Here is a 19,523-nt window from a genome sequence, read left to right on the forward strand (position 1 = left end):
GTCGGCCGGGAGGCACGCGCGTGGACGTGGAAGACCTGTCGGAGGCGGAGCGAGCCCTCTGGGACGCCTTCCCGCGTGCGCAGACGGTCGATCTGGGCGGCACCGGTGAGGTGCGCGCGGAGGTCGTCGCCGCGCTGCTGCTGGCCGCCCAGCCGGCCGAGGCGTGGCGGGTGCCCGCCGTGCGCCTGACCGGCGCGCGGATCACCGGCACGCTCGACCTGTCCTTCGCCGAGGTGCGGCACGCGGCGCTGCTGCGCGGATGCGTGTTCGCCGAGCCGGTGGACCTGTACGGCGCGCGGTTACGGCAGGTCAACCTGGCCCGCTCGCGCCTGCCCGGCCTGCGCGCCTCGGACGCGCAGGTCGACGGGCTGCTCTGGCTGGAGGAGTGCCGGTTCGACGGCCCGCTGCAACTCGTCGGCACCCTCATCGACGGCGCGCTGTCACTGCGGTCGGCGCGGCTCACGGGCGCGCTGCGGGCGGACGCCCTGACCGTGGCCCGTACGCTCGACGCCACGGACCTGCGGGTCACGGGTGAGGTCATGCTGCGCGGCGCCCGCGTCGGCGGCGCGCTCACGCTCGACCGCGCCCGCCTGGCCAACCCCGGAGCCGTGGCGGTCAACGCGGACGGCATCGTCCTGGACGACGGCCTGTTCGGCCATGAGCTCGTGGCCGAGGGCGAGGTGCGCCTCCCCGACGCCCGCGTCGCCCGGCAGCTCGTCCTGTCCGGGGCGCGCCTGGCCAACCCCGGCGGCAAGGCGCTGAACGCGGACCGGCTGCGCGTGGACGGCGCCGCCACCCTCGACGGCGGATTCCGCGCCGAGGGCCAGGTCTCGCTGCGGTCGGCGGCGATCGGCGGCACCCTCATGATGCGCGGCGCGCGGCTGGACGACTCCGGCGGCATGGCGTTGAACGCCCACCTGATCACCATCGGGAGCAGCCTGCGGGCGTCGAGCGGTTTCCACGCACGAGGGCGGGTCTCCTTCGACGCGGCGCAGATCCACGGATCGGCCGATTTCCACGGCGCGCGGCTCGTCAACCCCGGAGAGCAGGCGCTCAGCGCCTGCCGGGCGACGGTGACCGGCGGGCTCTTCTGCGACCGGGGATTCCGCGCCGAGGGCCAGATCCGGCTGATCGACTCCACGGTCGGGGCGAGTGCGGAGTTCACCGGCGCGCGCCTGTCCAACCCCGGCGGGCGGTCGCTCACCGCGTACGGCCTGTCCGTCGGCAGCGTGCTGGACTGCTGCGGCGGGTTCCACGCGGAGGGCCGGATGTCGTTCGCCGGCGCGAGGATCGGCGGCGAGATGTGCTTCGACGACGCGCGGATCAGCGCGCCGGGAGAGATCGCGCTGGGCTGCCGGCAGGTCCGCGCGGCGGTGCTGCGGCTGACCACCCGCGACCCCGTCGACGGCACGATCGACCTGCGGCACACCCGGATCGAGGTGCTCCGCGACGACCCCGCGCGCTGGCCCGCGCACACCCGGCTCGACGGCTTCACGTACGAGACGATCGAGACGCCCGGCTCCGTCGGAGCGCGGCTCGGCTGGCTGGAGGACACCGAGGGATACCACCCGCAGCCGTACGAGCAGCTCGCCGCGGCCTACCGCGCCGTGGGCCGCGACGCGGAGGCGCGGACGGTCCAGCTCGCGCGGCAGCGGCGCCGGCGGCGTACGCTCCCGCCGCTCGCCCGCGCCTGGGGGTTCGTACAGGAGTGGACGGTCGGCTACGGCTACCGGCCGCTGCGCGCCGCGCTGTGGCTGGTCGCGCTGCTGGTCGTCGGGACGGCGGTGTTCGGCGCGCACCATCCGGCTCCGCTGCACCGGGACGAGGCGCCGGACTTCAACCCGCCGCTGTACACGCTGGACCTGCTGCTGCCCGTCATCAGCCTCGGCCAGGAGAGCGCCTTCAACCCGCGCGGCGGTCAGCAGTGGCTGGCCGCCCTGCTGATCGCGGCCGGCTGGGTCCTGGCGACCACGATCGTGGCCGGCGCCGGCCGGGTGCTGTCCCGTCAGTGATCGGCGCGTCCGGTTGCGCGCAGCGCGGGCACGGCGAGCAGGAGCGACGCGCCGGCCGCGCCGAAGGCGCGGGACGGCGCCGCGTGGTAGAGCGGCAGCCACGCCACGGGCGCCAGGGCGGCGCCCGCGAAGCGGAACGCCGACACCGCCGACAGCGCGCCGCCGCGGTTGCCGGGGACGGCGCGCATCGTCAGGTTCTGCAGGGCCACGGTGAGCATCGACGCACCCGCGCCCGCCGCCGTCCAGCACACGATCAGGGCCGGCACCGATCCGGTGCGGCCGATGGCCGCGACGAACGCCGCGGTGGCGACGGTGGCGAGGACGCCGCACACGCGTGGGCCGAAGCGGTCGGTCACGCTGCCCCAGACCGAGCCCAGCAGCAGGCCCGCGACGCCGAAGCCGACCAGCGCGAGCCCGGTCAGGTCCGGCCGCAGGCTCAGCGCGTCACCGGCGTACAGGGCCACGAGGAACGGCAGCGCCGACGCGCAGATGTAGGACAGGAAGGCGCCCGCGGACAGCAGGCCCATGCGGCCGCTGAGCAGCGGACGCCACTCGGGGGCCTCGGCGCCCGGACGCGCGTCACCCGGCGGCGGCGCGAACGCCAGCAGCACGGCCGTCGCGGCCACGACGACGAACCCCAGCCGCCACGACCACACCGCGGCGACCCCGCCGAGGAGCGGCGCGAACGACTGCCCGGCGGCCTGGAAGCTGGAGTAGATCCCGACGGACCGGCTGAGTCGTCCGGGCGGCACCGCCGCGCCGAGCCCGGCGAGCAGGAGCGGCGAGGTGAAGGCGTTGGCGCCTCCCATGAGCGCCCGCCCGGCGAGGAAGGCCGGCAGCGTGGGCGCCAGCGCGCAGCCCGCCGAGGCGAGCGCGTACACCAGGTAGGCGACCTGGACGGTGCGGCGGACGCCCCAGCGCTCGCCGAGCGTGCCGGACGCCAGCTGGAGCACCGCGAACGGCACGAAGTAGGCGGTCAATGAGGTGGCGACGGCGGAGCTGGAGGCGTGCACGGACCCGCCGATCTGCGGCAGCATCGGCGCCACCACGCCGCCGCCCAGCGGCCCCAGCAGGCCGCCGGCGTACAGCGCCGCGATCTTGAACCGCCGCCGCACCCCGGTCAGCCGGCTCGCGTCGCGGTGAAGGTCAGCCGCACGTAGTCCACGACCGGCTCGTCCAGCCGCGCCGCCACCGCCTCCACGAATGCGCGGTGCTCGGCCGGCGGGATCCGGTCCAGGTGCGCGCCGAGCACGACGATCGCCAGGTAGCCGTGGAACTGCTCGCCCGGCTCCAGCCGCGCCGGATCCTCCACCAGGGCGACCTCGACGTCGGTGAAACCGGCGCGTTCGAGGCGTTCGCGCGTCTCGTCGGTACCGGCGAAGTTCCACATGTCGGTGCGCTCGCCGAGCACGTCCTCGATGGCGGCCCGTACGCGGGCGACGTTGCCCTCGCCGCCGCAGTCGACGGCGAACCGGGCGCCCGGCCGGAGCGCGCGGGCGATGTTCGCGAACAGCGTGTCGTGGTCGTGGATCCAGTGGAAGGTCGCCACGCTGAACGCCGCGTCGGCCGGTTCGGCGACGGGCAACGGCGCGAGAAGGTCGGCCTGGATCGCCTCGACCCGGTCGAGCCGGTCCGCGAGCCGCTCGCGCAGCCGTTCGAGCATCCGGGCCGATCCGTCGACGGCGACGACGCGGCCGCGGGGAAGCCGGTCGAGCAGCGCCTCGGTGTCGCGGCCGGTGCCGCAGCCCGCCTCAAGGACCGTCTCGTCACCGGCGAACGACAGCCGTTCGAGCGTGCGCCGTCCCCACCGAAGATGCGGCAGCGGAAGCGAGTCGTACGCGGCGGCGTCCCATTCTCGGAGCATCGTTTTCACCTTACCTTTCGGTGATGACCGTACTCCGAGTCTCGCTGGATGAGAGAATTCGTCTCGTTATATGGGATTCATGGCGTCGCTCAGCCGGGCCAGGCCCGCCTCGATCCGGGCCGCCGGGATGGCGCCGTAACCCAGGACGAGGCCCGGCCGGGCGGCCGGGTCCATGGCCACCTCGGCGAGCGTGTGCACCTGGGCGCCGGCCGCCCGTGCGCGCTCCGCCGCGGCCTCGGGGTCGGCGGTCGTGAAGGCGCTGATGTGCAGGCCCGCCGTCGAGGGGACCGGATCGAGCCGGCCGGCGAACTCGCGCCGCAGCGTGCTCATCAGCAGCGCGTGGCGGCCCTCGTACTCGTGCCGCATCCGGCGGACGTGCCGGGCGAGCGCCCCCTCGTCGATGAAGCGGGCCAGGGCGGCCTGCGCCGGCAGCGGGGAGTGCCAGTCGGTGACGAACTTGGCCGCGACCAGCGCCGCCCGCAGCGACGCCGGCGCCACGAGGAAGCCGATGCGCGTCCGCGGCACCAGCACCTTGGAGAACGAGCCGGTGTAGAGCACCAGCCCGCCCCGGTCGAGGTTCTGCAGGGGCTCGATCGGGCGGCCGCCGAAGCGGAACTCGCTGTCGTAGTCGTCCTCGATCACCGCGGCGCCGTGGCGCCCGGCCCACGCGAGCAGCGCCGTACGGCGGGCCAGCGACATCGGCATGCCGAGCGGGAACTGGTGGGACGGCGTGACGTAGACGGCGCGCGCGTCGTCGGGCAGGGCGTCCACCCGCAGCCCCTCCGCGTCCACCGGTACGCCGGCCACGCGCAGGCCGAGCGACCGGAACAGCATGCGCGCCGGCGGGTATCCGGGCCGCTCCACCGCCACGAGGTCGCCGGGTTCGAGCAGGACCCGCCCGACCAGGTCGAGCGCCTGCTGGATGCCGCCGGTCACGATGACGTCGTCGGCCGACGCGCGCACGCCGCGGGACACCCCGACGTGCCGGGCGATCGCCGCGCGCAGCGCCGGGAGCCCGGCCGGGTCCGCGGACGCCGAGGCCGGTTCCCGCAGCTCGCGCGCCATCATCCGCCGCCACGTCTCGTACGGGAACAGGCGGGGGTCCGGCAGGCCGACACGGAAGTCGAACGCGGGCCGCGCGCCCAGCCAGCCCGGCCACGGCGCGACCGACTCCCACCGGGCACGCGGGCGCAGCGGCGACGCGGCGGGCGCGCCGCGCGGCGCGGAACCGGTCTCCTGGACGAACGTGCCCGCGCCGACCCGGCCGGCGACGAACCCCTCCGCGGCGAGCCGGTCGTAGGCGACGCCGACCGTGTTGCGGGCGACGTCGAGCCGCCGGGCCAGCTCGCGGGTCGCCGGCAGCGCGTCGCCCGGACGCAGCCGGCCGTCGAGGATGGCCTCCCGCAGCCGCCGGTAGATCTGCCCGGAGAGGTCGCCGCGCCCGTCGAGGCCGATGTGGAAGTCCATAATGGCTCAACGATATTGCGCGGTTTTGGACCTGGCGCTGAGCCTTTGCGCCTTCCTACGCTCCCGTCCATGGACATCCGCGAACTGAACCGGCGCGCCCTCGCGTACGCCGGGCACGTCATCGAGGGCGCCGGAGAGGCGCGGCCGACCCTGCCGACTCCCTGCGCCGACTGGACCCTGCACGGACTGCTCCGGCACATCGTCAGTCAGAACGAGGGCTTCGCCGCCGCCGCGCGCGGCAGGGGAGCGGCCCTGTCCGTGTGGCGCGACGGGCGGCTGGGCGCGGACCCGTACGGCGCCTTCGCGGCGTCGGCGAAGCTCGTCACCGAGGCGTTCGGCGAGGAGGGCGTGCTCGACCGGCCGTTCGACCTGCCCGAGGTCCGCGACGGTCTGACGATTCCCGGTGCGGTCGCGATCGGCTTCCACTTCCTGGACACCCTGGTGCACGCCTGGGACGTCGCCGCCACGGTCGGCGCCGTGTGGGAACCCGACGGCGAGCTCGTCACGGCGGCCCTCCCCATCGCCGCCCGGGTACCGCGCGATCCGGAGTCGCGCGGCCCCGGCCTCGCCTTCGAGCCGGTCGTCCCGGTGCCCGACGGCGCGCCGGACCGCGACCGGCTGCTCGCCCTGCTCGGCCGCTCGCCCGGCTGGGAAATCCGTTGACCTCCGCGCGAAGGGTCGGCACCGTGGCCGGATGCTGATCCGACGAGAGACGCCGGCCGACGTCGCGGCGGTCCACGCGGTGACCTCCGCGGCGTTCGCCCGGCCCGGGACGGCGGGCGAGGTGACCGAGGCCCGCCTGCTGGGCGAGCTGCGCGCCTGCGACGCGTGGCTCCCCGCCCTGGCCTTCGTCGCCGAGGGCCGCGGCGGGGAGGTGCTCGGCCACGTCGTCTGCACCCGCGGGCGGGTGGACGCGGTGCCCGTCCTCGCGCTCGGCCCGCTGAGCGTCCGGCCGGAGGACCAGCGGCGCGGCGTCGGGCTGGCGCTCGTCCACGCCGTCCTGGGCGCGGCGGACGCCCTCGGCGAGCCGCTGGTCGCCCTGCTCGGCAGCCCCGCCTACTACGCGCGGTTCGGCTTCCGCCCGTCGGCGGAGTACCGGATCACCCCGCCCGTCCCCGAGTGGGACGCCCACTTCCAGGTGCGCGCCCTGTCGGCCCACGACACCGGGATCCACGGCACGTTCGCCTACCCCGAGCCGTTCGACCGGGTCTGAGCGCACACTCCGTTCACTCGGCGACCGCGCGCAGGATGTCCATCCGGCCGGCCCGGCGTGCCGGGCGGAGCGCGGCCAGCACACCGGCGAGCGCGCCGATGACGGCGATCACCACGAGCCGGCCGGCGGGCACGGCGAACGTGCCGCCGGTCGCCGCGCGGGCCAGCGCCCAGCCGGGCAGCAGCCCGATCCCGAGGCCGCCGGCCGTGCCGAACACCGCGACGATGAGCGACTCTCCGCGGATCATCGATCGGATCTGGCCGCGGGTCGCGCCGACCGCGCGGAGCAGTCCCAGCTCGCGGGCCCGCTCGTGGACCGACAGCGACAGCGTGTTGGCGATGCCGAGCAGCGCGATGACGATGGCGAGTGCCAGCATGACGTACACCAGGGTCAGCAGGGAGTTCACCCCGGACGCCTGGGCCTCGACGTAGTCCGCCCGCGTCCGCACGTCGGGGGCCGCGTACGGCCGGGCGGCCGCGGTGACCGCGCGTTCGCCCTCCGTCGTGCCGACGCCCGGCCGCAGGGCGATCAGCACGGTCGTGTCCTGCGGTTGCGGGTCGTGCGCGAGCCAGTCCGCGCGGGGCATCAGGTAGTCGCCCGCCGGACCGCCCGGCTCGTACGTGCCGCCGACCGTGAGCGTGCGGCGGGCGCCGTCGGCGAACAGGACCGTCAGCGGGGTCCCGGTGCCCCAGCCGTGCGCGCGGGCGACCGTGCGGGAGACCGCCAGCCGTCCCGGCGCCAGGCTCGCGGCCGAGCCCAGGTCGAGCATGCGGGCCAGCGCGGCCGGGTCGGCGTAGGCGACGCGCACCGCCCGGCCGTCGATCCGCACACCGCCGGTGCCCAGGCCGGCGGCCGCCCGGACCTGCGGCAGCCGGGCCACGTCTCCGGCGAGCCGCGGGTCGAACCCGCCGCCGATGCTCGAACCCGTCGTGATCACCAGGTCGCCGCCGAACGACCGCGCGACCGTGTCCCGCACCGACGTGCGCGCGGACGCGGCGAGCACGGTGAGCAGCGTCACCACGCCGATGCCGACCATGAGCGCGGTCGCGGCGCCCGCCACGCGGCGCGGCTCACGCGCCGTGCTCCGCCGCGCCAGCGCGCCGGTCACGCCCCGCAGCGGCACGCCGAGCAGCGCCCCCGCGGGCCGTGCGGCGACCGGGCCGAGCACGACCATGCCCGCGACGCAGGCGACCGCGCCGGCGCCGGCCGCCGCCATCGAGTCGCCGGCGGCCACCGAGCCGGCGAGCAGCGCCACACCGGCGGCGGTCAGCGTCCCGCCGCAGACGGCGCGGCCACGGGACACGCCGGGCCGCTCCGCCTCGGTCTCGCGCAGCGCGGCGACCGGCGGCGTACGGGAGGCGCGGACCGCCGGGAGCAGGCACGACAGGAGCGTGACCACGACCCCGGCCGCGACGGCGACGGCCACCGTCACCGTCGTGACGACCAGCCCGCCGACCGGCAGGGCGGCGCCCATCGCGGTGAACACCTCCTCCAGCAACGCCGCGAAGCCGAGCCCGCCGAACACACCGGCCACGGACGCGGTCAGCCCGAGCACGAGCGCCTCGGCGATCACCGAGGCCAGCACCTGCCGCCGGGACGCCCCGACCGCCCGCAGCAGCGCGGACTCCCGGCTCCGCTGCGCCACGGTGATCGCGAAGGTGTTGTGGATGCCGAGCGTGCCCACCAGCAGTGCGATCCCGGCGAACGCCAGCAGGAACGCGCGGAACATGGTGAGAAAGCCCTTCGTCACCGCGTTCATGCCCTCCCGGCTGAGCGCCCGGCCGGTGACCGCCTCGGTCCCCGCGGGCAGCACGCCCCGCAGCCGGCGCACCAGCTCGCCCTGCGAAACCCCGCTCGCGGCCCGGACCGACACGCCGCTGACGCGGTCCGGCGTCCGCGCGACGTACCGCCGCGCGCCCGCCAGCGTGAACGCCGTGAACGACGTCCCGCCGAAGCCGTCCTCGTCGCCGAACCTCGCGATGCCCACGACGCGCACCGGCACCCGCTGCGGCGTGAGCACCGCCGTGAGGTCGCCCACGCGCAGCCGTCCCTTAATCGCGGTCGCGCGGTTGACCACGACCTCGTCGTCGGCGCGCGGCGCACGGCCCTGGACCACGTGGTACGGGTTGAGCCGCGGGTCGGTGAGCCAGTTGCCGGCCGTCCTCGGCCCGAGCACGGCGATCGCCCGGCCGTCGCGGCCGAGCAGCTGACCGGAGCCGCTGATCACCGGCTCTGCGGTGGCCACGCCCGGCACCCGGCGTACCCGGTCCACGACGCCCGCGTCGATCGTGCCCCGTTCGCCGGTCGGCGCGTCGCTGACGTTCGTCGCGCCGCGCACGGAGGCGTCCGTCCCGGCGTACGCCTGGCCGAAGAACCGCCCGATGCTCGCGTTCATCGTGTCGCCGAGCACGAGTGCCCCGGCGAGGAACGCCACCCCGAGGAAGACGGCGGCGAACGAGCCCACGAGACGGCGCCGGCGGGCCCACAGACCCTTGAGCGCGATGCGCGTCACCGCGACCTCCCCATGGTCTCGGCCTCGAAGGCGCTCATGCGGTCGAGCACCGTACGGGCGGTCGGGCCCTCGACGCGGTCGCGGACCCGGCCGTCGGCGAGGAAGACCGCGGCGTCGGCGTACGCGGCCGCGACCGGGTCGTGCGTGACCATGACGATCGTCTGGCCGAGCTCGTCCACGGCCTCGCGCAGGAAGGTCAGGATCTCCGCGCCGGTGCGCGAGTCCAGGTTGCCGGTCGGTTCGTCGGCGAAGATGATCTGCGGCCGCGAGGCGAGCGCCCGGGCGACCGCCACCCGCTGCCGCTGGCCCCCGGACAGCTCGGCGGGGCGGTGCGAGAGCCGGTCGCCGAGCCCGACCGTGGTGACCACGGCGTCGATCCAGGCGCGGTCGGGCCGCGTGCCGGCGAGCGTCAGCGGCAGGGTGATGTTCTCCTCCGCGTCGAGGGCGGGCAGCAGGTTGAACGACTGGAAGACGAACCCGATCCGCTCGCGCCGCAGCACGGTCAGCTGCCGGTCCGACAGGGACCCCAGCTCGACGTCGCCGACGAACACCTGCCCGGAGGACAACGTGTCCAGCCCGGCGACGCAGTGCATCAGCGTCGACTTCCCGGCGCCGGACGGCCCCATGATCGCGGTGAACCGCCCGGCGTCGAACGCGATCGTCACGTCGTCGATCGCCCGTACCTCGGCCGCGCCCGACCCGTACACCTTGGTGGCGCCCACCGCTCGCGCCGCGGCGCTCCGTTCGCCCGTCATCTCGTCTCTTCTCCTCGGGAGTTTCCCCGAGGGTCCCGGCGCGGCACCGCCGGTGTCGTCGCACGGACAGCGGCACCACGGCTGCGTCCGGCAGGGTAGGGGCGCCCGCGCCGGGCTACGCCACGGGGCGTACTCGCGGCGAGCGGCCCGGGGAACCGGCGGAACGGTCCGGTTCCGCGCGCCGTGGACGGGGCATGCTCGCGGCGACACGGGAAAAGTTGCCGTGATCACGGGGTCCGGTTCGGCGTTTCTTCGCTGGACCGCCGCTCACCCGGATGTGTGTACTGACAGGCACCCGAACATTGTGAGGAGGACGCGGTGCGGTTCGACGGCCTGTCCCGCGCGGACGCCGAGGCGGAGCTCCTGACGTGCTGCGCGTCACGGCGCTGGGCGGCGGCCATGGCGGACGGACGGCCGTACGGCTCGGCGGAGCGGCTGCTCGCCGCGGCGGGCCGTGCGGTGCGCGACCTGGACTGGCCGGACGTCGAGGAGGCACTCCACGCCCACCCGAGGATCGGCGAGCGCGCCGCCTCGGCCCTTTCGCGCGCGGAACAGTCGGGCGTCGGCGACGGCGACCGGGCCGCGTTCGCCGCGGCCAACGCCGAGTACGAAGAGCGGTTCGGTCACGTTTTTCTCATCCGCGCCAGTGGGCGCGGCGCGGACGAGATGCTCGCCGAGCTGCGCGAACGCCTCGGCCACGACCCGGCGAAGGAGCGCGAGGTCGTACGCGCGGAGCTGGCCGAGATCACCGAGCTGAGGCTGAGGAGACTGGTGTCATGAGCGAACGGAAGGAGGGTCCATGAGCCTCTCCACGCACGTTCTCGACGCCGCGAGGGGCCGCCCGGCGGCCGGCGTGCCGGTGCGGCTGGAACGCCGCGACGGTGCCGGGTGGCGGCACGTCGCGGACGCCCGTACCGATGAGGACGGCCGGGTGCGTGACCTGCCGGCGCCCGGTGAGGGCGTCCACCGGCTCGTCTTCGACACCACAGGCCAATCGGACTTCTACCCCGAGGTGGCCGTGGCCTTCACGGTCACCGACCCCGGCGAGCACTACCACGTGCCGCTGCTGCTCAGCCCGTACGCCTACTCCACCTACCGGGGGAGCTGACCATGTCACGGAGCCGGCTCGGCCCCAACCGCTACGGCAAGGCCGAGACCCACGTCGTACGCGTGACCCGGGACGGCGACGTCCACCACATCCGGGACCTCACGGTGAGCGTCGCGCTGTCCGGGGCCATGGAGGCGGTCCACCTGACCGGCGACAACTCCGCGGTCCTCACCACGGACACGCAGAAGAACACCGTCTTCGCGTTCGCCCGCAAGCACGGCGTCGACTCGCCCGAGGCGTTCGGGCTGCTCCTCGCCCGGCACTTCGTCGGCTCGCAGCCGAGCGTCGACCACGCGCGCGTGTCGGTCGAGGAGCACCTCTGGGACCGGATCGGCGCGGGACCGCACTCCTTCGTACGCCGGGGCGGCGAGACACGCACCGCGCTCATCCACCACGACGCCACGGCCACTCACGTCGTCTCCGGCATCAGGGACCTCGTCGTGCTCAACTCGACGGACTCGGAGTTCTGGGGGTACGTCAAGGACGAGTACACGACGTTGCCGGAGACCCGGGACCGGATCCTGGCCACCGAGGTGACCGCCCAGTGGCGGCACACGTCGGCCGAGGCAGACTGGGAGGGTACCTACCCCGAGGCACGGCGGCACCTGCTGGAGGCCTTCGCCGGCACCTACAGCCTGTCCCTGCAACAGACCCTGTACGCCATGGGCGACCGGCTCCTCGACGGGCTGCCGGAGGTCTGCGAGGTGCGCCTGTCGCTGCCGAACCGGCACCACTTCACCGTCGACCTCGAACCGTTCGGCCTGGACAACGACAACGAGGTCTTCTACGCGGCGGACCGGCCGTACGGGCTGATCGAGGGCGCCGTCGTCCGTGACGGCGCGCCCGACGCCGGCGCCGCCTGGACCTGACCCGGAGCCCGCCATGGAATTCCTGCAGCCCACAACCTGGGACGAGGCGCTCGCCGCGAAGGCCGAGCACCCGGAGGCCGTCCCGATCCAGGGCGGCACCGACGTCATGGTCGAGCTGAACTTCGACGTCCGCCGCCCGGAGCACCTGCTCGACCTGGGCCGGGTCGCCGGGCTGGACCGCTGGGAGCAGACCGGCGACCGGTTGCGGATCGGCGCCGGCGTGACGTACGCGCGGATCATCGGCGAGCTCGGCGACCGGCTGCCCGGCCTGGCCCAGGCGGCCCGTACGGTCGGGTCGCCCCAGATCCGCAACCGCGGCACCGTCGGCGGCAACCTGGGCGCGGCGTCCCCGGCCGGCGACGGCCATCCGCCGCTGCTCGCCGCCGACGCCGTGGTCGAGGTCGAGTCCCGGCGCGGCATCCGCATGATCGCGGCGACCGACTTCTACCAGGGCGTCAAGCGGAGCGCGCTGGAGCCCGACGAGCTGATCCGCGCGTTCTGGCTGGCTCCCGCCACCGGCCCGCAGTACTTCTCCAAGATCGGCACGCGGAACGCCATGGTGATCGCGGTCTGCTCGTTCGCCGTCGCGCTGCACCCGGGGGAGCGCCGGGTCGGCACCGGCATCGGCTCCGCCGCACCAACACCGATCCGGGCGGCCGCCGCCGAGGACTTCCTGGCCCGCGAACTCGACTGGGACGCGCCGCTGGACGAGGCCGTGGCGCGGGAGTTCGGCGCTCTCGTCGGGGCCGCGGCCACGCCGATCGACGACGTGCGCGGCACCGCCGCGTACCGCCGGCACGCCCTCGCGGTGATGGCGCGCCGCACGCTGACCTGGGCGTGGCGCGACCATCGCGGGCCGGGCGACGCCGAGAATCCGGGAAGGGGGGCCGCCTGATGCGGGTGAGCTTCACCGTCAACGGCTCGCGGGAGACCGTCGACGGCGTGTGGGAGGGCGAGAGCCTGCTGTACGTCCTGCGTGAGCGGATGGGACTGCCCGGCTCGAAGAACGCCTGTGAACAGGGCGAATGCGGCTCGTGCACGGTCTACCTCGACGGCACGCCGGTGTGCGCGTGCCTCGTCGCGGCCGGCCAGGCGGAGGGCCGCCGCGTCCGTACGGTCGAGGGCCTCGCCGAGGGGGACCGGCTCGCACCGATCCAGCAGGCGTTCGTGGACGCGGGCGCGGTCCAGTGCGGGTTCTGCACGCCGGGCCTGCTGGTCCAGGCGCACGACCTGCTCGAACACCGGCCGGACCCGTCGGACGCGGAGATCCGCGAGGCGCTCGCCGGCAACCTGTGCCGTTGCACCGGTTATGAGAAGATTCTCGACGCCGTACGGCTCGCTGCGGCGCGGAAGGCGGGGACATGACGGACGGCCCGATCGTCATCGAGAACGCCCACGTCGCGCCGGTGCGCGGTCCGGAGATCGCCGGCGGCCACGTGGTCGTCGAGGGCGACCGGATCACCGCCGTCGGCGCCGGCCCGGCGCCCGTGACCGGCGCCGGGCGCCGGATCGACGCGAGCGGCTGCCTGGTGACGCCCGGCCTGGTCAACACGCATCACCACCTCTACCAGTGGGCCACACAGGGGCTGTTCCAGGACGCCACGCTGTTCGACTGGCTCACCGGCCTGTACGACATGTGGGCCGGGATCGACGCGGCGGTCGTGTACGACGCGGCCACCGCCGGGCTCGGCTGGCTGGCGCTCGGCGGCTGCACGACCACCACCGACCACCACTATGTGTTCCCCCGGGGCCGGGGCGACCTGTTCGACGCCGAGGTACGCGCAGCGCGGGAGCTGCACGTCCGGTTCCACCCGACCCGGGGTTCGATGGACCGGGGACGCTCTGCGGGCGGCCTGCCGCCGGATGAGATCGTCGAGGACCGCGAGGAGATCCTCGTGGCCACCGAGGCGGCCATCGACGCCCACCACGACCCGTCGTTCTCCTCCATGCTGCGGGTGGCCGTCGCCCCCTGCTCGCCGTTCTCGGTGAGCGAGGAGCTGATGAGCGAGGCCGCCGCCCTCGCCCGCCGCAAGGGTGTACGCCTGCACACCCACCTCGCCGAGACGCTCGACGAGGAGGAGCACTGCCGCGAGCAGTTCGGGTGCACGCCCGGCGAGTACATGGAGAAACTCGGCTGGCTGGGTCCCGACGTCTGGTTCGCGCACTGCGTGCACCTGCACGACGCCGACATCCGGCGGTTCGCGGCCACCGGCACCGGCACCGCGCACTGCCCGACCTCCAACGGACGGCTCGGCTCGGGCGTCGCCCGGGTGAGCGAGCTGCTGGCGGCGGGCGCGCCGGTCGGCCTCGGCGTGGACGGCACCGCCTCCAGCGAGCTGACCTCCCTGGCCGGGGAGATGCACCAGGCCCTGCTGTTCCAGCGCGTGGTGCGCGGACCCGCGGCGCTCACCGCCCGGCAGGCGCTGGAGCTGGGCACCCTCGGCGGCGCGGCGTGCCTCGGCCGCCAGGACGAGATCGGCTCCCTCGAACCCGGCAAGCTCGCCGACCTCGCCGTGTGGCGCGTCGACGGCTACCGCGCGGCCGTCGAGGACCCGGTCTGCGCCCTCGTCTTCGGCCCGACCCCGCCGCTCGACCTGCTGCTCGTCGGCGGCCGTACGGTGGTCGAGCGCGGCGAACTGCGCACCACCACGGCGGACCCCGCACAGGCGGGCGTACGGGCCCGCCGCCGGCTGATCGGAGACCGTACTTGACCACTCCTCGTCCCGGCGACGGTCACGTGGTGATCGCACCGGACAAGTTCAAGGGGTCGCTCGACGCCCCGGAGGTGGCCCGGCGCATCGGCGCCGGGCTGCGGCGCGCCCGCCCCGAGGTGCGCCTGCTGGAGCTGCCCGTGGCCGACGGCGGGGACGGCACGGTGGACGCGGCGGTCGCGGCCGGTTTCACGCGCGTGCGCGCGGAGGTGAGCGGTCCGACCGGTGAGCCGGTCCCGGCCTCCTACGCCGTCCGCGGCGACGTCGCGGTGGTGGAGCTGGCCGAGGCCGCCGGGCTGCGGAGGCTGCCCGGCGGCCGGCTCGCGCCGCTGACCGCGTCCAGCCGGGGCACCGGCGAGCTGATCGACGACGCCGTGCGCCGCGGCGCACGGCGCGTCGTGCTCGGCCTGGGCGGCAGCGCCTGCACGGACGGCGGCGCGGGCATGGCCGCCGCGCTCGGCGCCCGCCTGCTCGACGCGGACGGGCGGGAACTGCCGCCGGGCGGCGCCGCGCTGCGCGACCTCGACCGCGTCGACGCCGCCGCCCTGCGCGAGCGGATGCGGGGGGTCACCGTCGTGGTCGCGAGCGACGTGGACAGCCCGCTCCTCGGACCGGACGGCGCCGCGCACGTGTTCGGGCCGCAGAAGGGGGCCGGGCCCCATGACGTCGACCTGCTGGAGGAGGCCCTGACCCGGCTCGACGCCGTGGTCCGCCGCGACCTCGGCGTGAGCGCGGCGGAGCGGCCGGGCGCCGGCGCGGCGGGCGGCGCCGGGTTCGGCGCGATGGCCTTCTGCTCCGCGACCGTCGAGCCCGGCATCACCTACCTCCTCGACCTCCTGGGCTTCTCCTCCCACCTCGCCGGCGCGCGTCTCGTCATCACCGGCGAGGGCGCGCTGGACCGCCAGACGCTGCGCGGCAAGGCCCCCGCGGGCGTCGCGCGGGCGGCCGGCGGCGCCGGCGTGCCGGTGCTGGCCGTGGCCGGACGCAGCACGCTGTCGGAGGACGAACTGCGGGCCGCGGGTTTCCTCGGCGCGTACGCCCTCACCGACCTCGAGCCCGACCCCGCCCGGTGCATGCGGGAGGCGGGTCCCCTGCTCGAACGCCTCTCCGAACAGGTCGGCCAGGCCTGGCTGGACGACACACGGGACGACCCCGCAGTGATCCCATGACGTACGACCTGGTCGTGCGCTCCCGCCGTACGGTGCTGCCGGACGGGGAACGGCCGGCGGCGGTCGCGGTGCGCGACGGCCGGATCGCCGCGGTCGCCGCGTACGACGCGCCGCTCACCGCACGCGAGGACGTCGAGCTGGCCGACCGTGCGCTGCTGCCCGGCCTGGTCGACAGCCACGTGCACGTCAACGAGCCGGGCCGTACGGAGTGGGAGGGGTTCGCCACCGCCACCCGGGCCGCGGCGGCCGGCGGGGTGACCACGATCGTCGACATGCCGCTGAACTCGCTGCCGCCGACCGTCACCGCCGACGCCCTCGCGGTCAAACGCGCCGCGGCCGAGGGACGCTGCGCGGTCGACGTCGGATTCTGGGGCGGGGCGGTTCCCGGCAACCGGGCGGAACTGCGCGCCCTGCACGACGCGGGCGTGTACGGCTTCAAGTGCTTCCTGTCGCCGTCGGGCGTGGAGGAGTTCCCCGAGCTGGACGAGGTGGGGCTGCGGGAGGCCATGACGGAGATCGCGGGCTTCGGCGGGCTGCTGATCGCGCACGCCGAGGATCCGGGGCACCTGTCGGAGCCGGACGGGCCCGGGTACGCGGAGTTCCTGGCGTCCCGGCCGCCGGGCGCGGAGGCGGCGGCGATCGCGCGGGTCGCCCGGCTCGCCGCCGAGACGGGCTGCCGCGCGCACATCGTGCACCTGTCCGACGCGGAGTCGCTGCCGCTGCTCGCCGAGTGGCGGGTTCGCGGCGCGCGGATCAGCGCCGAGACCTGCCCGCACTACCTCACGCTCACCGCGGAGCAGGTGCCCGACGGCGGCACCGCGTTCAAGTGCTGCCCGCCGATCCGCGACGCGGAGAACCGCGAGGGGCTGTGGCGCGGCCTGGCGGACGGGTCGATCGGCTGCGTCGTCTCCGACCACTCGCCGTGTGCGCCGGAGCTGAAGAAGGGCGGCTTCGACACGGCCTGGGGCGGGATCTCCTCGCTGCAGCTCGGCCTGCCGGTGATCTGGACCGCGGCGCGCGCCCGCGGCCACGACCTCTGCGACGTCGCGCGCTGGATGGCCTCCGGCCCGGCGGAGCTGACCGGGCTCACCGGCAAGGGACGCGTCGAGGAGGGGTACGACGCCGACCTCGTCGCCTTCGCCCCCGATCGGGGGTTCGTCGTCGACCCCGGCGCGCTGCGCCAGCGGCACCCCGTCACGCCGTACGCCGGGATGAGCCTGACCGGCGTGGTGGAACGAGTGTGGCTGCGCGGCGAGCCGGCCGGCCACGGCCGGCTGCTCAGGAGGAGAGCATGACCTTCACCGCTCTGCCCGACCTGGCTCTGCGCACGCTCGGCGGCACGGTGATGGCGGCGAGCGACGAGTCGTTCGCCGCCAAGGAGAACCTCCTCAACCCCGGCCCGGCGGGCTTCCGCGAGCAGACGTTCGGCGTCAAGGGCCAGGAGTACGACGGCTGGGAGACCCGGCGGCGCCGCTCGCCGGGTCACGACTGGGCGGTCGTCCGGCTCGGACTGCCGGGCGTGATCCGCGGCGTGGTCGTCGACACCGCCTGGTTCAAGGGCAACTACCCGCCGCAGGCGATGGTGGAGGCGTGCGCGGCCGAGGGGTACCCGTCCGCCGGCGAGCTGACGGGCTGGACCGAGATCGTGCCGAAAAGCCCGCTGACCGGCGACGCGGCGCGGGAGTTCGCGGTCGTGGACGAGCGGCGTTTCACCCACGTGCGCCTGAACATCTTCCCCGACGGCGGCGTGGCCCGGCTGCGCGTGCACGGCGAGGTCGTGCCGGACCCGTGGCTGCTCACCGGGCTGACCGTCGACCTCGCCGCGCTCGCCAACGGCGCCACCGTCGTCGGCTGCTCCGACATGTTCTACTCCTCGCCGGCGAACCTCATCATGCCCGGCCTCGCGCGGCATCAGGCCGAGGGCTGGGAGACGGCGCGCCGCCGCGACGGGGGCAACGACTGGGTGATCCTGCGCCTGGCCGGGCCGGGCGTCGTCGAACTGGCCGAACTGGACACCGCCAACCTGCGGTTCAACGCGCCGGGGGAGGCGCGGATCCGCGGCGCGGACGCGCGCACGGCCTCGCTGGAGGACGACGCGGCCTGGTTCGACGTGCTGCCGCGCACCCGGCTGCAACCCGACACCGCGCACCGTTTCCGCCTCGACGCCGGCCGTCCGATGACGCACGCCCGCGTCGACATCTACCCCGACGGCGGCCTGGCCCGTGTACGGCTGCACGGCTCGCTGACCGCCGACGGCGAACGCGAACTGCTCAGCCGCTGGCGGGCCCGGCGCTGACCGAGGGCCGGTCTCACGGCCACCGGTCCTCGGCGACCAGCGCGCCGAGCCGTCCGGTGGCGGCGGCGAAGGCCACGTGGTCGGCGTAGTCGCGGGACTCGACGATCAGCCCGTCGCGTACGCGGAGCACGAAGACGTTCGGCACGGTGAACCGCCGGCCGGTCGCGGTGACCGTTCCCTCGTACGCGAACTCGCCGATGACCACCTCCGGGTCGCCCGTCTCGTGCACGACGACGTCGCGCGCGGTCATCGTGACGCCCAGGCCGGCGCCCGCCGCGAAGTGCCGTCGGAGCGCCTCGCGTCCGGTCAGCGGCTCGCCCGCGGGGGCGAAGGGATGGATCACGAAGGCGTCCTCGGCGTACAGCGCGGGCAGTTCGTCCCACCGGCCGTGCGTCACCCCGTCGATGACGCGCTCGAAGACCTCCCGGGGTGTCACGCGCCGGCCGCCGCGAGCAGGGCGGGCAGCCCGCCGGTCATGCGGGCGATCGCCAGGTGGTCGTGGTAGTCGCGGGTGGCGGTGATCAGGCCGTCGCGGACGCGGAGCACCTGGATGTTCGCGGCGGTCGTGGTGCCCTCGCGGCCGGTGATCTCGTAGTCGAACTCCGCCACGACCACCTCGGGGTCGGCCGTCTCGTGGATCACCGTGTTCCGCGCGACGAGGCTCAGCCCCATGGCGGCGGCACCGGCGAAGTGCGCGCGGATGGTCTCGCGGCCCTCGATCCGGCCGGGCGCGGCGGACACGAAGGGCTGCTCGACCACGGCGTCCTCGGCGTACAGGTCGGCGAGGTCGTGCCAGCGCCCCTCGGAAATGCCGCGGCTGAGGCGTTCGAACACCGCACGTGGAGTGGTTTCGGACATGGGAAACTCCTTGAAGCACGAAGAGAACGTAGAATCGGAGTGATGGCTCCGATTAATCAGGAACATACGGAGCGGAGACTCCACTTGTCAATGAAAGAGTCGCGGTGACCCAGTCGCGGGCCGGCCGGCCGCTGCGCGCCGACGCGATGCGCAACCGGCTCAAGGTCCTCGAGGCGGCCGAGGCGGTGTTCGACGCACGGGGTACGACCGCGTCCACCGAGGAGGTCGCGCGCGCCGCGGGCGTGGGGATTGGAACGGTCTTCCGGCACTTCCCGACCAAGGAGGCGCTGCTCGAGGCGGTGTACGTGTCCGGCCTGCGCAAACTGGCGGAAGAGGCCGAGGCGCTGGCCTCCGCCGACGACCCGGGCGCGGCCTTCTTCACCTTCTTCACCCGCGTGGTCGGCCACGCCGCGACCAAGAACGCCCTCTCGGCCGCGTTGACGGAGGCGGGCGTGGATGTGCCCGAGACCGGCCAGGGCCTGAAACAGGCCCTCGCCGCGCTGCTGTCCCGCGCCCAGGACGCCGGGGCGGTCCGCGGCGACGTGGGGCTGCCGGAGGTGATGGCGCTGCTGGTCGGCGTCTCACGGGCCGCCGAGCGCGCCCAGGGTGAGGTCCGCGACCGTGCCCTGAACGTCGTCTTCGACGGCCTTCGCGGGAGCCACCGGACCTGAGTCCGCCGGGCGACGAGC

20 protein-coding genes are annotated in these 19,523 nt (G+C 75.1%); 13 read left to right on the top strand and 7 right to left on the bottom strand.

The features are described 5' to 3' along the window. The first annotated feature begins 20 nt into the window (after nucleotides 1–20). Entirely contained in the window at nucleotides 21–2,012 is a 1,992-nt protein-coding gene (locus ACQEV1_RS21870) for a pentapeptide repeat-containing protein (RefSeq protein ID WP_433395647.1), read from the top strand. Here ACQEV1_RS21870 and ACQEV1_RS21875 read toward each other — a convergent pair. From ACQEV1_RS21875 to ACQEV1_RS21885, 3 genes are all read right to left on the bottom strand, one after another. Beyond that, nucleotides 2,006–3,127, bottom strand: a complete 1,122-nt coding sequence (locus ACQEV1_RS21875; protein ID WP_433395649.1) for an MFS transporter — start codon at nucleotides 3,125–3,127, stop codon at nucleotides 2,006–2,008. The two genes, ACQEV1_RS21870 and ACQEV1_RS21875, sit on opposite strands and share 7 nt — an antisense overlap. A gap of 5 nt (nucleotides 3,128–3,132) precedes the next feature. After that, nucleotides 3,133–3,876 carry a class I SAM-dependent methyltransferase gene (locus tag ACQEV1_RS21880; protein WP_433395651.1) on the bottom strand — a complete coding sequence of 248 codons (744 nt, stop codon included), beginning with the start codon at nucleotides 3,874–3,876 and terminating at the stop codon, nucleotides 3,133–3,135. A gap of 66 nt (nucleotides 3,877–3,942) precedes the next feature. Then, nucleotides 3,943–5,343: a PLP-dependent aminotransferase family protein gene (locus ACQEV1_RS21885; protein ID WP_433395653.1), complete on the bottom strand. Its 1,401-nt coding sequence runs from the start codon at nucleotides 5,341–5,343 to the stop codon at nucleotides 3,943–3,945. A gap of 69 nt (nucleotides 5,344–5,412) precedes the next feature. Between ACQEV1_RS21885 and ACQEV1_RS21890 the strand changes: the two genes are divergently transcribed. Together ACQEV1_RS21890 and ACQEV1_RS21895 are read left to right on the top strand one after the other, a co-directional pair. Beyond that, nucleotides 5,413–6,006: a TIGR03086 family metal-binding protein gene (locus ACQEV1_RS21890; RefSeq protein WP_285619719.1), complete on the top strand. Its 594-nt coding sequence runs from the start codon at nucleotides 5,413–5,415 to the stop codon at nucleotides 6,004–6,006. A 31-nt stretch (nucleotides 6,007–6,037) separates the two neighbouring features. After that, nucleotides 6,038–6,556: a GNAT family N-acetyltransferase gene (locus ACQEV1_RS21895; protein ID WP_433395655.1), complete on the top strand. Its 519-nt coding sequence runs from the start codon at nucleotides 6,038–6,040 to the stop codon at nucleotides 6,554–6,556. A 13-nt stretch (nucleotides 6,557–6,569) separates the two neighbouring features. Here the strand turns inward: ACQEV1_RS21895 and ACQEV1_RS21900 are convergent, their stop codons facing one another. Further along, the gene (locus tag ACQEV1_RS21900; protein WP_433395657.1) at nucleotides 6,570–9,068 is read right to left on the bottom strand and encodes an ABC transporter permease; all 2,499 of its coding nucleotides are present in this window, start codon (nucleotides 9,066–9,068) and stop codon (nucleotides 6,570–6,572) included. Beyond that, nucleotides 9,065–9,823 carry an ABC transporter ATP-binding protein gene (locus ACQEV1_RS21905; RefSeq protein ID WP_285619714.1) on the bottom strand — a complete coding sequence of 253 codons (759 nt, stop codon included), beginning with the start codon at nucleotides 9,821–9,823 and terminating at the stop codon, nucleotides 9,065–9,067. The genes ACQEV1_RS21900 and ACQEV1_RS21905 overlap by 4 nt, the downstream gene beginning before the upstream one ends. A gap of 318 nt (nucleotides 9,824–10,141) precedes the next feature. On the opposite strand from ACQEV1_RS21905, the gene uraD reads away from it, so the two are divergent. Genes uraD through alc form a run of 9 tightly spaced genes read left to right on the top strand, consistent with a single transcriptional unit; the run spans nucleotide 10,142 to nucleotide 17,976 of the window. Beyond that, nucleotides 10,142–10,603: a 2-oxo-4-hydroxy-4-carboxy-5-ureidoimidazoline decarboxylase gene (gene uraD, locus ACQEV1_RS21910; protein ID WP_433395659.1), complete on the top strand. Its 462-nt coding sequence runs from the start codon at nucleotides 10,142–10,144 to the stop codon at nucleotides 10,601–10,603. 19 nt (nucleotides 10,604–10,622) lie between these two features. Further along, nucleotides 10,623–10,931: a hydroxyisourate hydrolase gene (gene uraH, locus ACQEV1_RS21915; protein WP_433395661.1), complete on the top strand. Its 309-nt coding sequence runs from the start codon at nucleotides 10,623–10,625 to the stop codon at nucleotides 10,929–10,931. Nucleotides 10,932–10,933: 2 nt separating this feature from the next. Then, nucleotides 10,934–11,800 (top strand): factor-independent urate hydroxylase, encoded by an 867-nt coding sequence (gene pucL, locus ACQEV1_RS21920; RefSeq protein WP_433395663.1) that lies wholly within the window; start codon nucleotides 10,934–10,936, stop codon nucleotides 11,798–11,800. Between the two features lie 13 nt (nucleotides 11,801–11,813). Continuing rightward, a complete protein-coding gene (locus ACQEV1_RS21925) occupies nucleotides 11,814–12,695 on the top strand; it encodes an FAD binding domain-containing protein (RefSeq protein WP_433395665.1) in 882 nt (293 codons plus the stop codon). Next, the gene (locus tag ACQEV1_RS21930) at nucleotides 12,695–13,165 is read left to right on the top strand and encodes a (2Fe-2S)-binding protein (protein ID WP_285565860.1); all 471 of its coding nucleotides are present in this window, start codon (nucleotides 12,695–12,697) and stop codon (nucleotides 13,163–13,165) included. Before ACQEV1_RS21925 ends, ACQEV1_RS21930 begins: the two co-directional genes overlap by 1 nt. After that, a complete protein-coding gene (locus ACQEV1_RS21935) occupies nucleotides 13,162–14,511 on the top strand; it encodes an 8-oxoguanine deaminase (protein ID WP_433395667.1) in 1,350 nt (449 codons plus the stop codon). The genes ACQEV1_RS21930 and ACQEV1_RS21935 overlap by 4 nt, the downstream gene beginning before the upstream one ends. Further along, the gene (locus ACQEV1_RS21940; RefSeq protein ID WP_433395669.1) at nucleotides 14,508–15,680 is read left to right on the top strand and encodes a glycerate kinase; all 1,173 of its coding nucleotides are present in this window, start codon (nucleotides 14,508–14,510) and stop codon (nucleotides 15,678–15,680) included. The genes ACQEV1_RS21935 and ACQEV1_RS21940 overlap by 4 nt, the downstream gene beginning before the upstream one ends. After that, a complete protein-coding gene (gene allB, locus ACQEV1_RS21945) occupies nucleotides 15,677–16,975 on the top strand; it encodes an allantoinase AllB (protein ID WP_285619704.1) in 1,299 nt (432 codons plus the stop codon). Before ACQEV1_RS21940 ends, allB begins: the two co-directional genes overlap by 4 nt. Next, nucleotides 16,972–17,976, top strand: coding sequence for an allantoicase (alc, locus tag ACQEV1_RS21950; protein WP_285619703.1), 1,005 nt, complete (start codon nucleotides 16,972–16,974; stop codon nucleotides 17,974–17,976). The genes allB and alc overlap by 4 nt, the downstream gene beginning before the upstream one ends. Nucleotides 17,977–17,989: 13 nt before the next feature. On the opposite strand, the gene ACQEV1_RS21955 is transcribed toward alc, so the two are convergent. Then, nucleotides 17,990–18,412, bottom strand: coding sequence for a nuclear transport factor 2 family protein (locus tag ACQEV1_RS21955; protein WP_433395672.1), 423 nt, complete (start codon nucleotides 18,410–18,412; stop codon nucleotides 17,990–17,992). After that, a complete protein-coding gene (locus ACQEV1_RS21960) occupies nucleotides 18,409–18,834 on the bottom strand; it encodes a nuclear transport factor 2 family protein (protein WP_433395674.1) in 426 nt (141 codons plus the stop codon). Before ACQEV1_RS21960 ends, ACQEV1_RS21955 begins: the two co-directional genes overlap by 4 nt. A gap of 104 nt (nucleotides 18,835–18,938) precedes the next feature. Here ACQEV1_RS21960 and ACQEV1_RS21965 point away from each other — a divergent pair, with 104 nt between their 5' ends. Next, on the top strand, nucleotides 18,939–19,505 hold the full coding sequence (locus ACQEV1_RS21965) for a TetR/AcrR family transcriptional regulator (protein WP_433395676.1): 567 nt from the start codon (nucleotides 18,939–18,941) through the stop codon (nucleotides 19,503–19,505). Nucleotides 19,506–19,523: the final 18 nt, after the last annotated feature.

The organism is Actinoallomurus sp. CA-142502, from assembly GCF_050936355.1.
In the GTDB taxonomy this organism is placed as follows: Bacteria; Actinomycetota; Actinomycetes; order Streptosporangiales; family Streptosporangiaceae; genus Actinoallomurus; species Actinoallomurus iriomotensis.

Bases quoted from the DNA above. Each gene is read 5' to 3' on its own strand.
- ACQEV1_RS21960 (WP_433395674.1), bottom strand. From the start codon at position 18,834: ATGTCCGAAACCACTCCACGTGCGGTGTTCGAACGCCTCAGCCGCGGC.
- pucL (WP_433395663.1), top strand. From the start codon at position 10,934: ATGTCACGGAGCCGGCTCGGCCCCAACCGCTACGGCAAGGCCGAGACC.
- ACQEV1_RS21930 (WP_285565860.1), top strand. From the start codon at position 12,695: ATGCGGGTGAGCTTCACCGTCAACGGCTCGCGGGAGACCGTCGACGGC.
- uraH (WP_433395661.1), top strand. From the start codon at position 10,623: ATGAGCCTCTCCACGCACGTTCTCGACGCCGCGAGGGGCCGCCCGGCG.
- ACQEV1_RS21890 (WP_285619719.1), top strand. From the start codon at position 5,413: ATGGACATCCGCGAACTGAACCGGCGCGCCCTCGCGTACGCCGGGCAC.
- ACQEV1_RS21925 (WP_433395665.1), top strand. From the start codon at position 11,814: ATGGAATTCCTGCAGCCCACAACCTGGGACGAGGCGCTCGCCGCGAAG.
- ACQEV1_RS21905 (WP_285619714.1), bottom strand. From the start codon at position 9,823: ATGACGGGCGAACGGAGCGCCGCGGCGCGAGCGGTGGGCGCCACCAAG.
- allB (WP_285619704.1), top strand. From the start codon at position 15,677: ATGACGTACGACCTGGTCGTGCGCTCCCGCCGTACGGTGCTGCCGGAC.
- ACQEV1_RS21895 (WP_433395655.1), top strand. From the start codon at position 6,038: ATGCTGATCCGACGAGAGACGCCGGCCGACGTCGCGGCGGTCCACGCG.
- alc (WP_285619703.1), top strand. From the start codon at position 16,972: ATGACCTTCACCGCTCTGCCCGACCTGGCTCTGCGCACGCTCGGCGGC.
- ACQEV1_RS21935 (WP_433395667.1), top strand. From the start codon at position 13,162: ATGACGGACGGCCCGATCGTCATCGAGAACGCCCACGTCGCGCCGGTG.
- ACQEV1_RS21885 (WP_433395653.1), bottom strand. From the start codon at position 5,343: ATGGACTTCCACATCGGCCTCGACGGGCGCGGCGACCTCTCCGGGCAG.
- ACQEV1_RS21880 (WP_433395651.1), bottom strand. From the start codon at position 3,876: ATGCTCCGAGAATGGGACGCCGCCGCGTACGACTCGCTTCCGCTGCCG.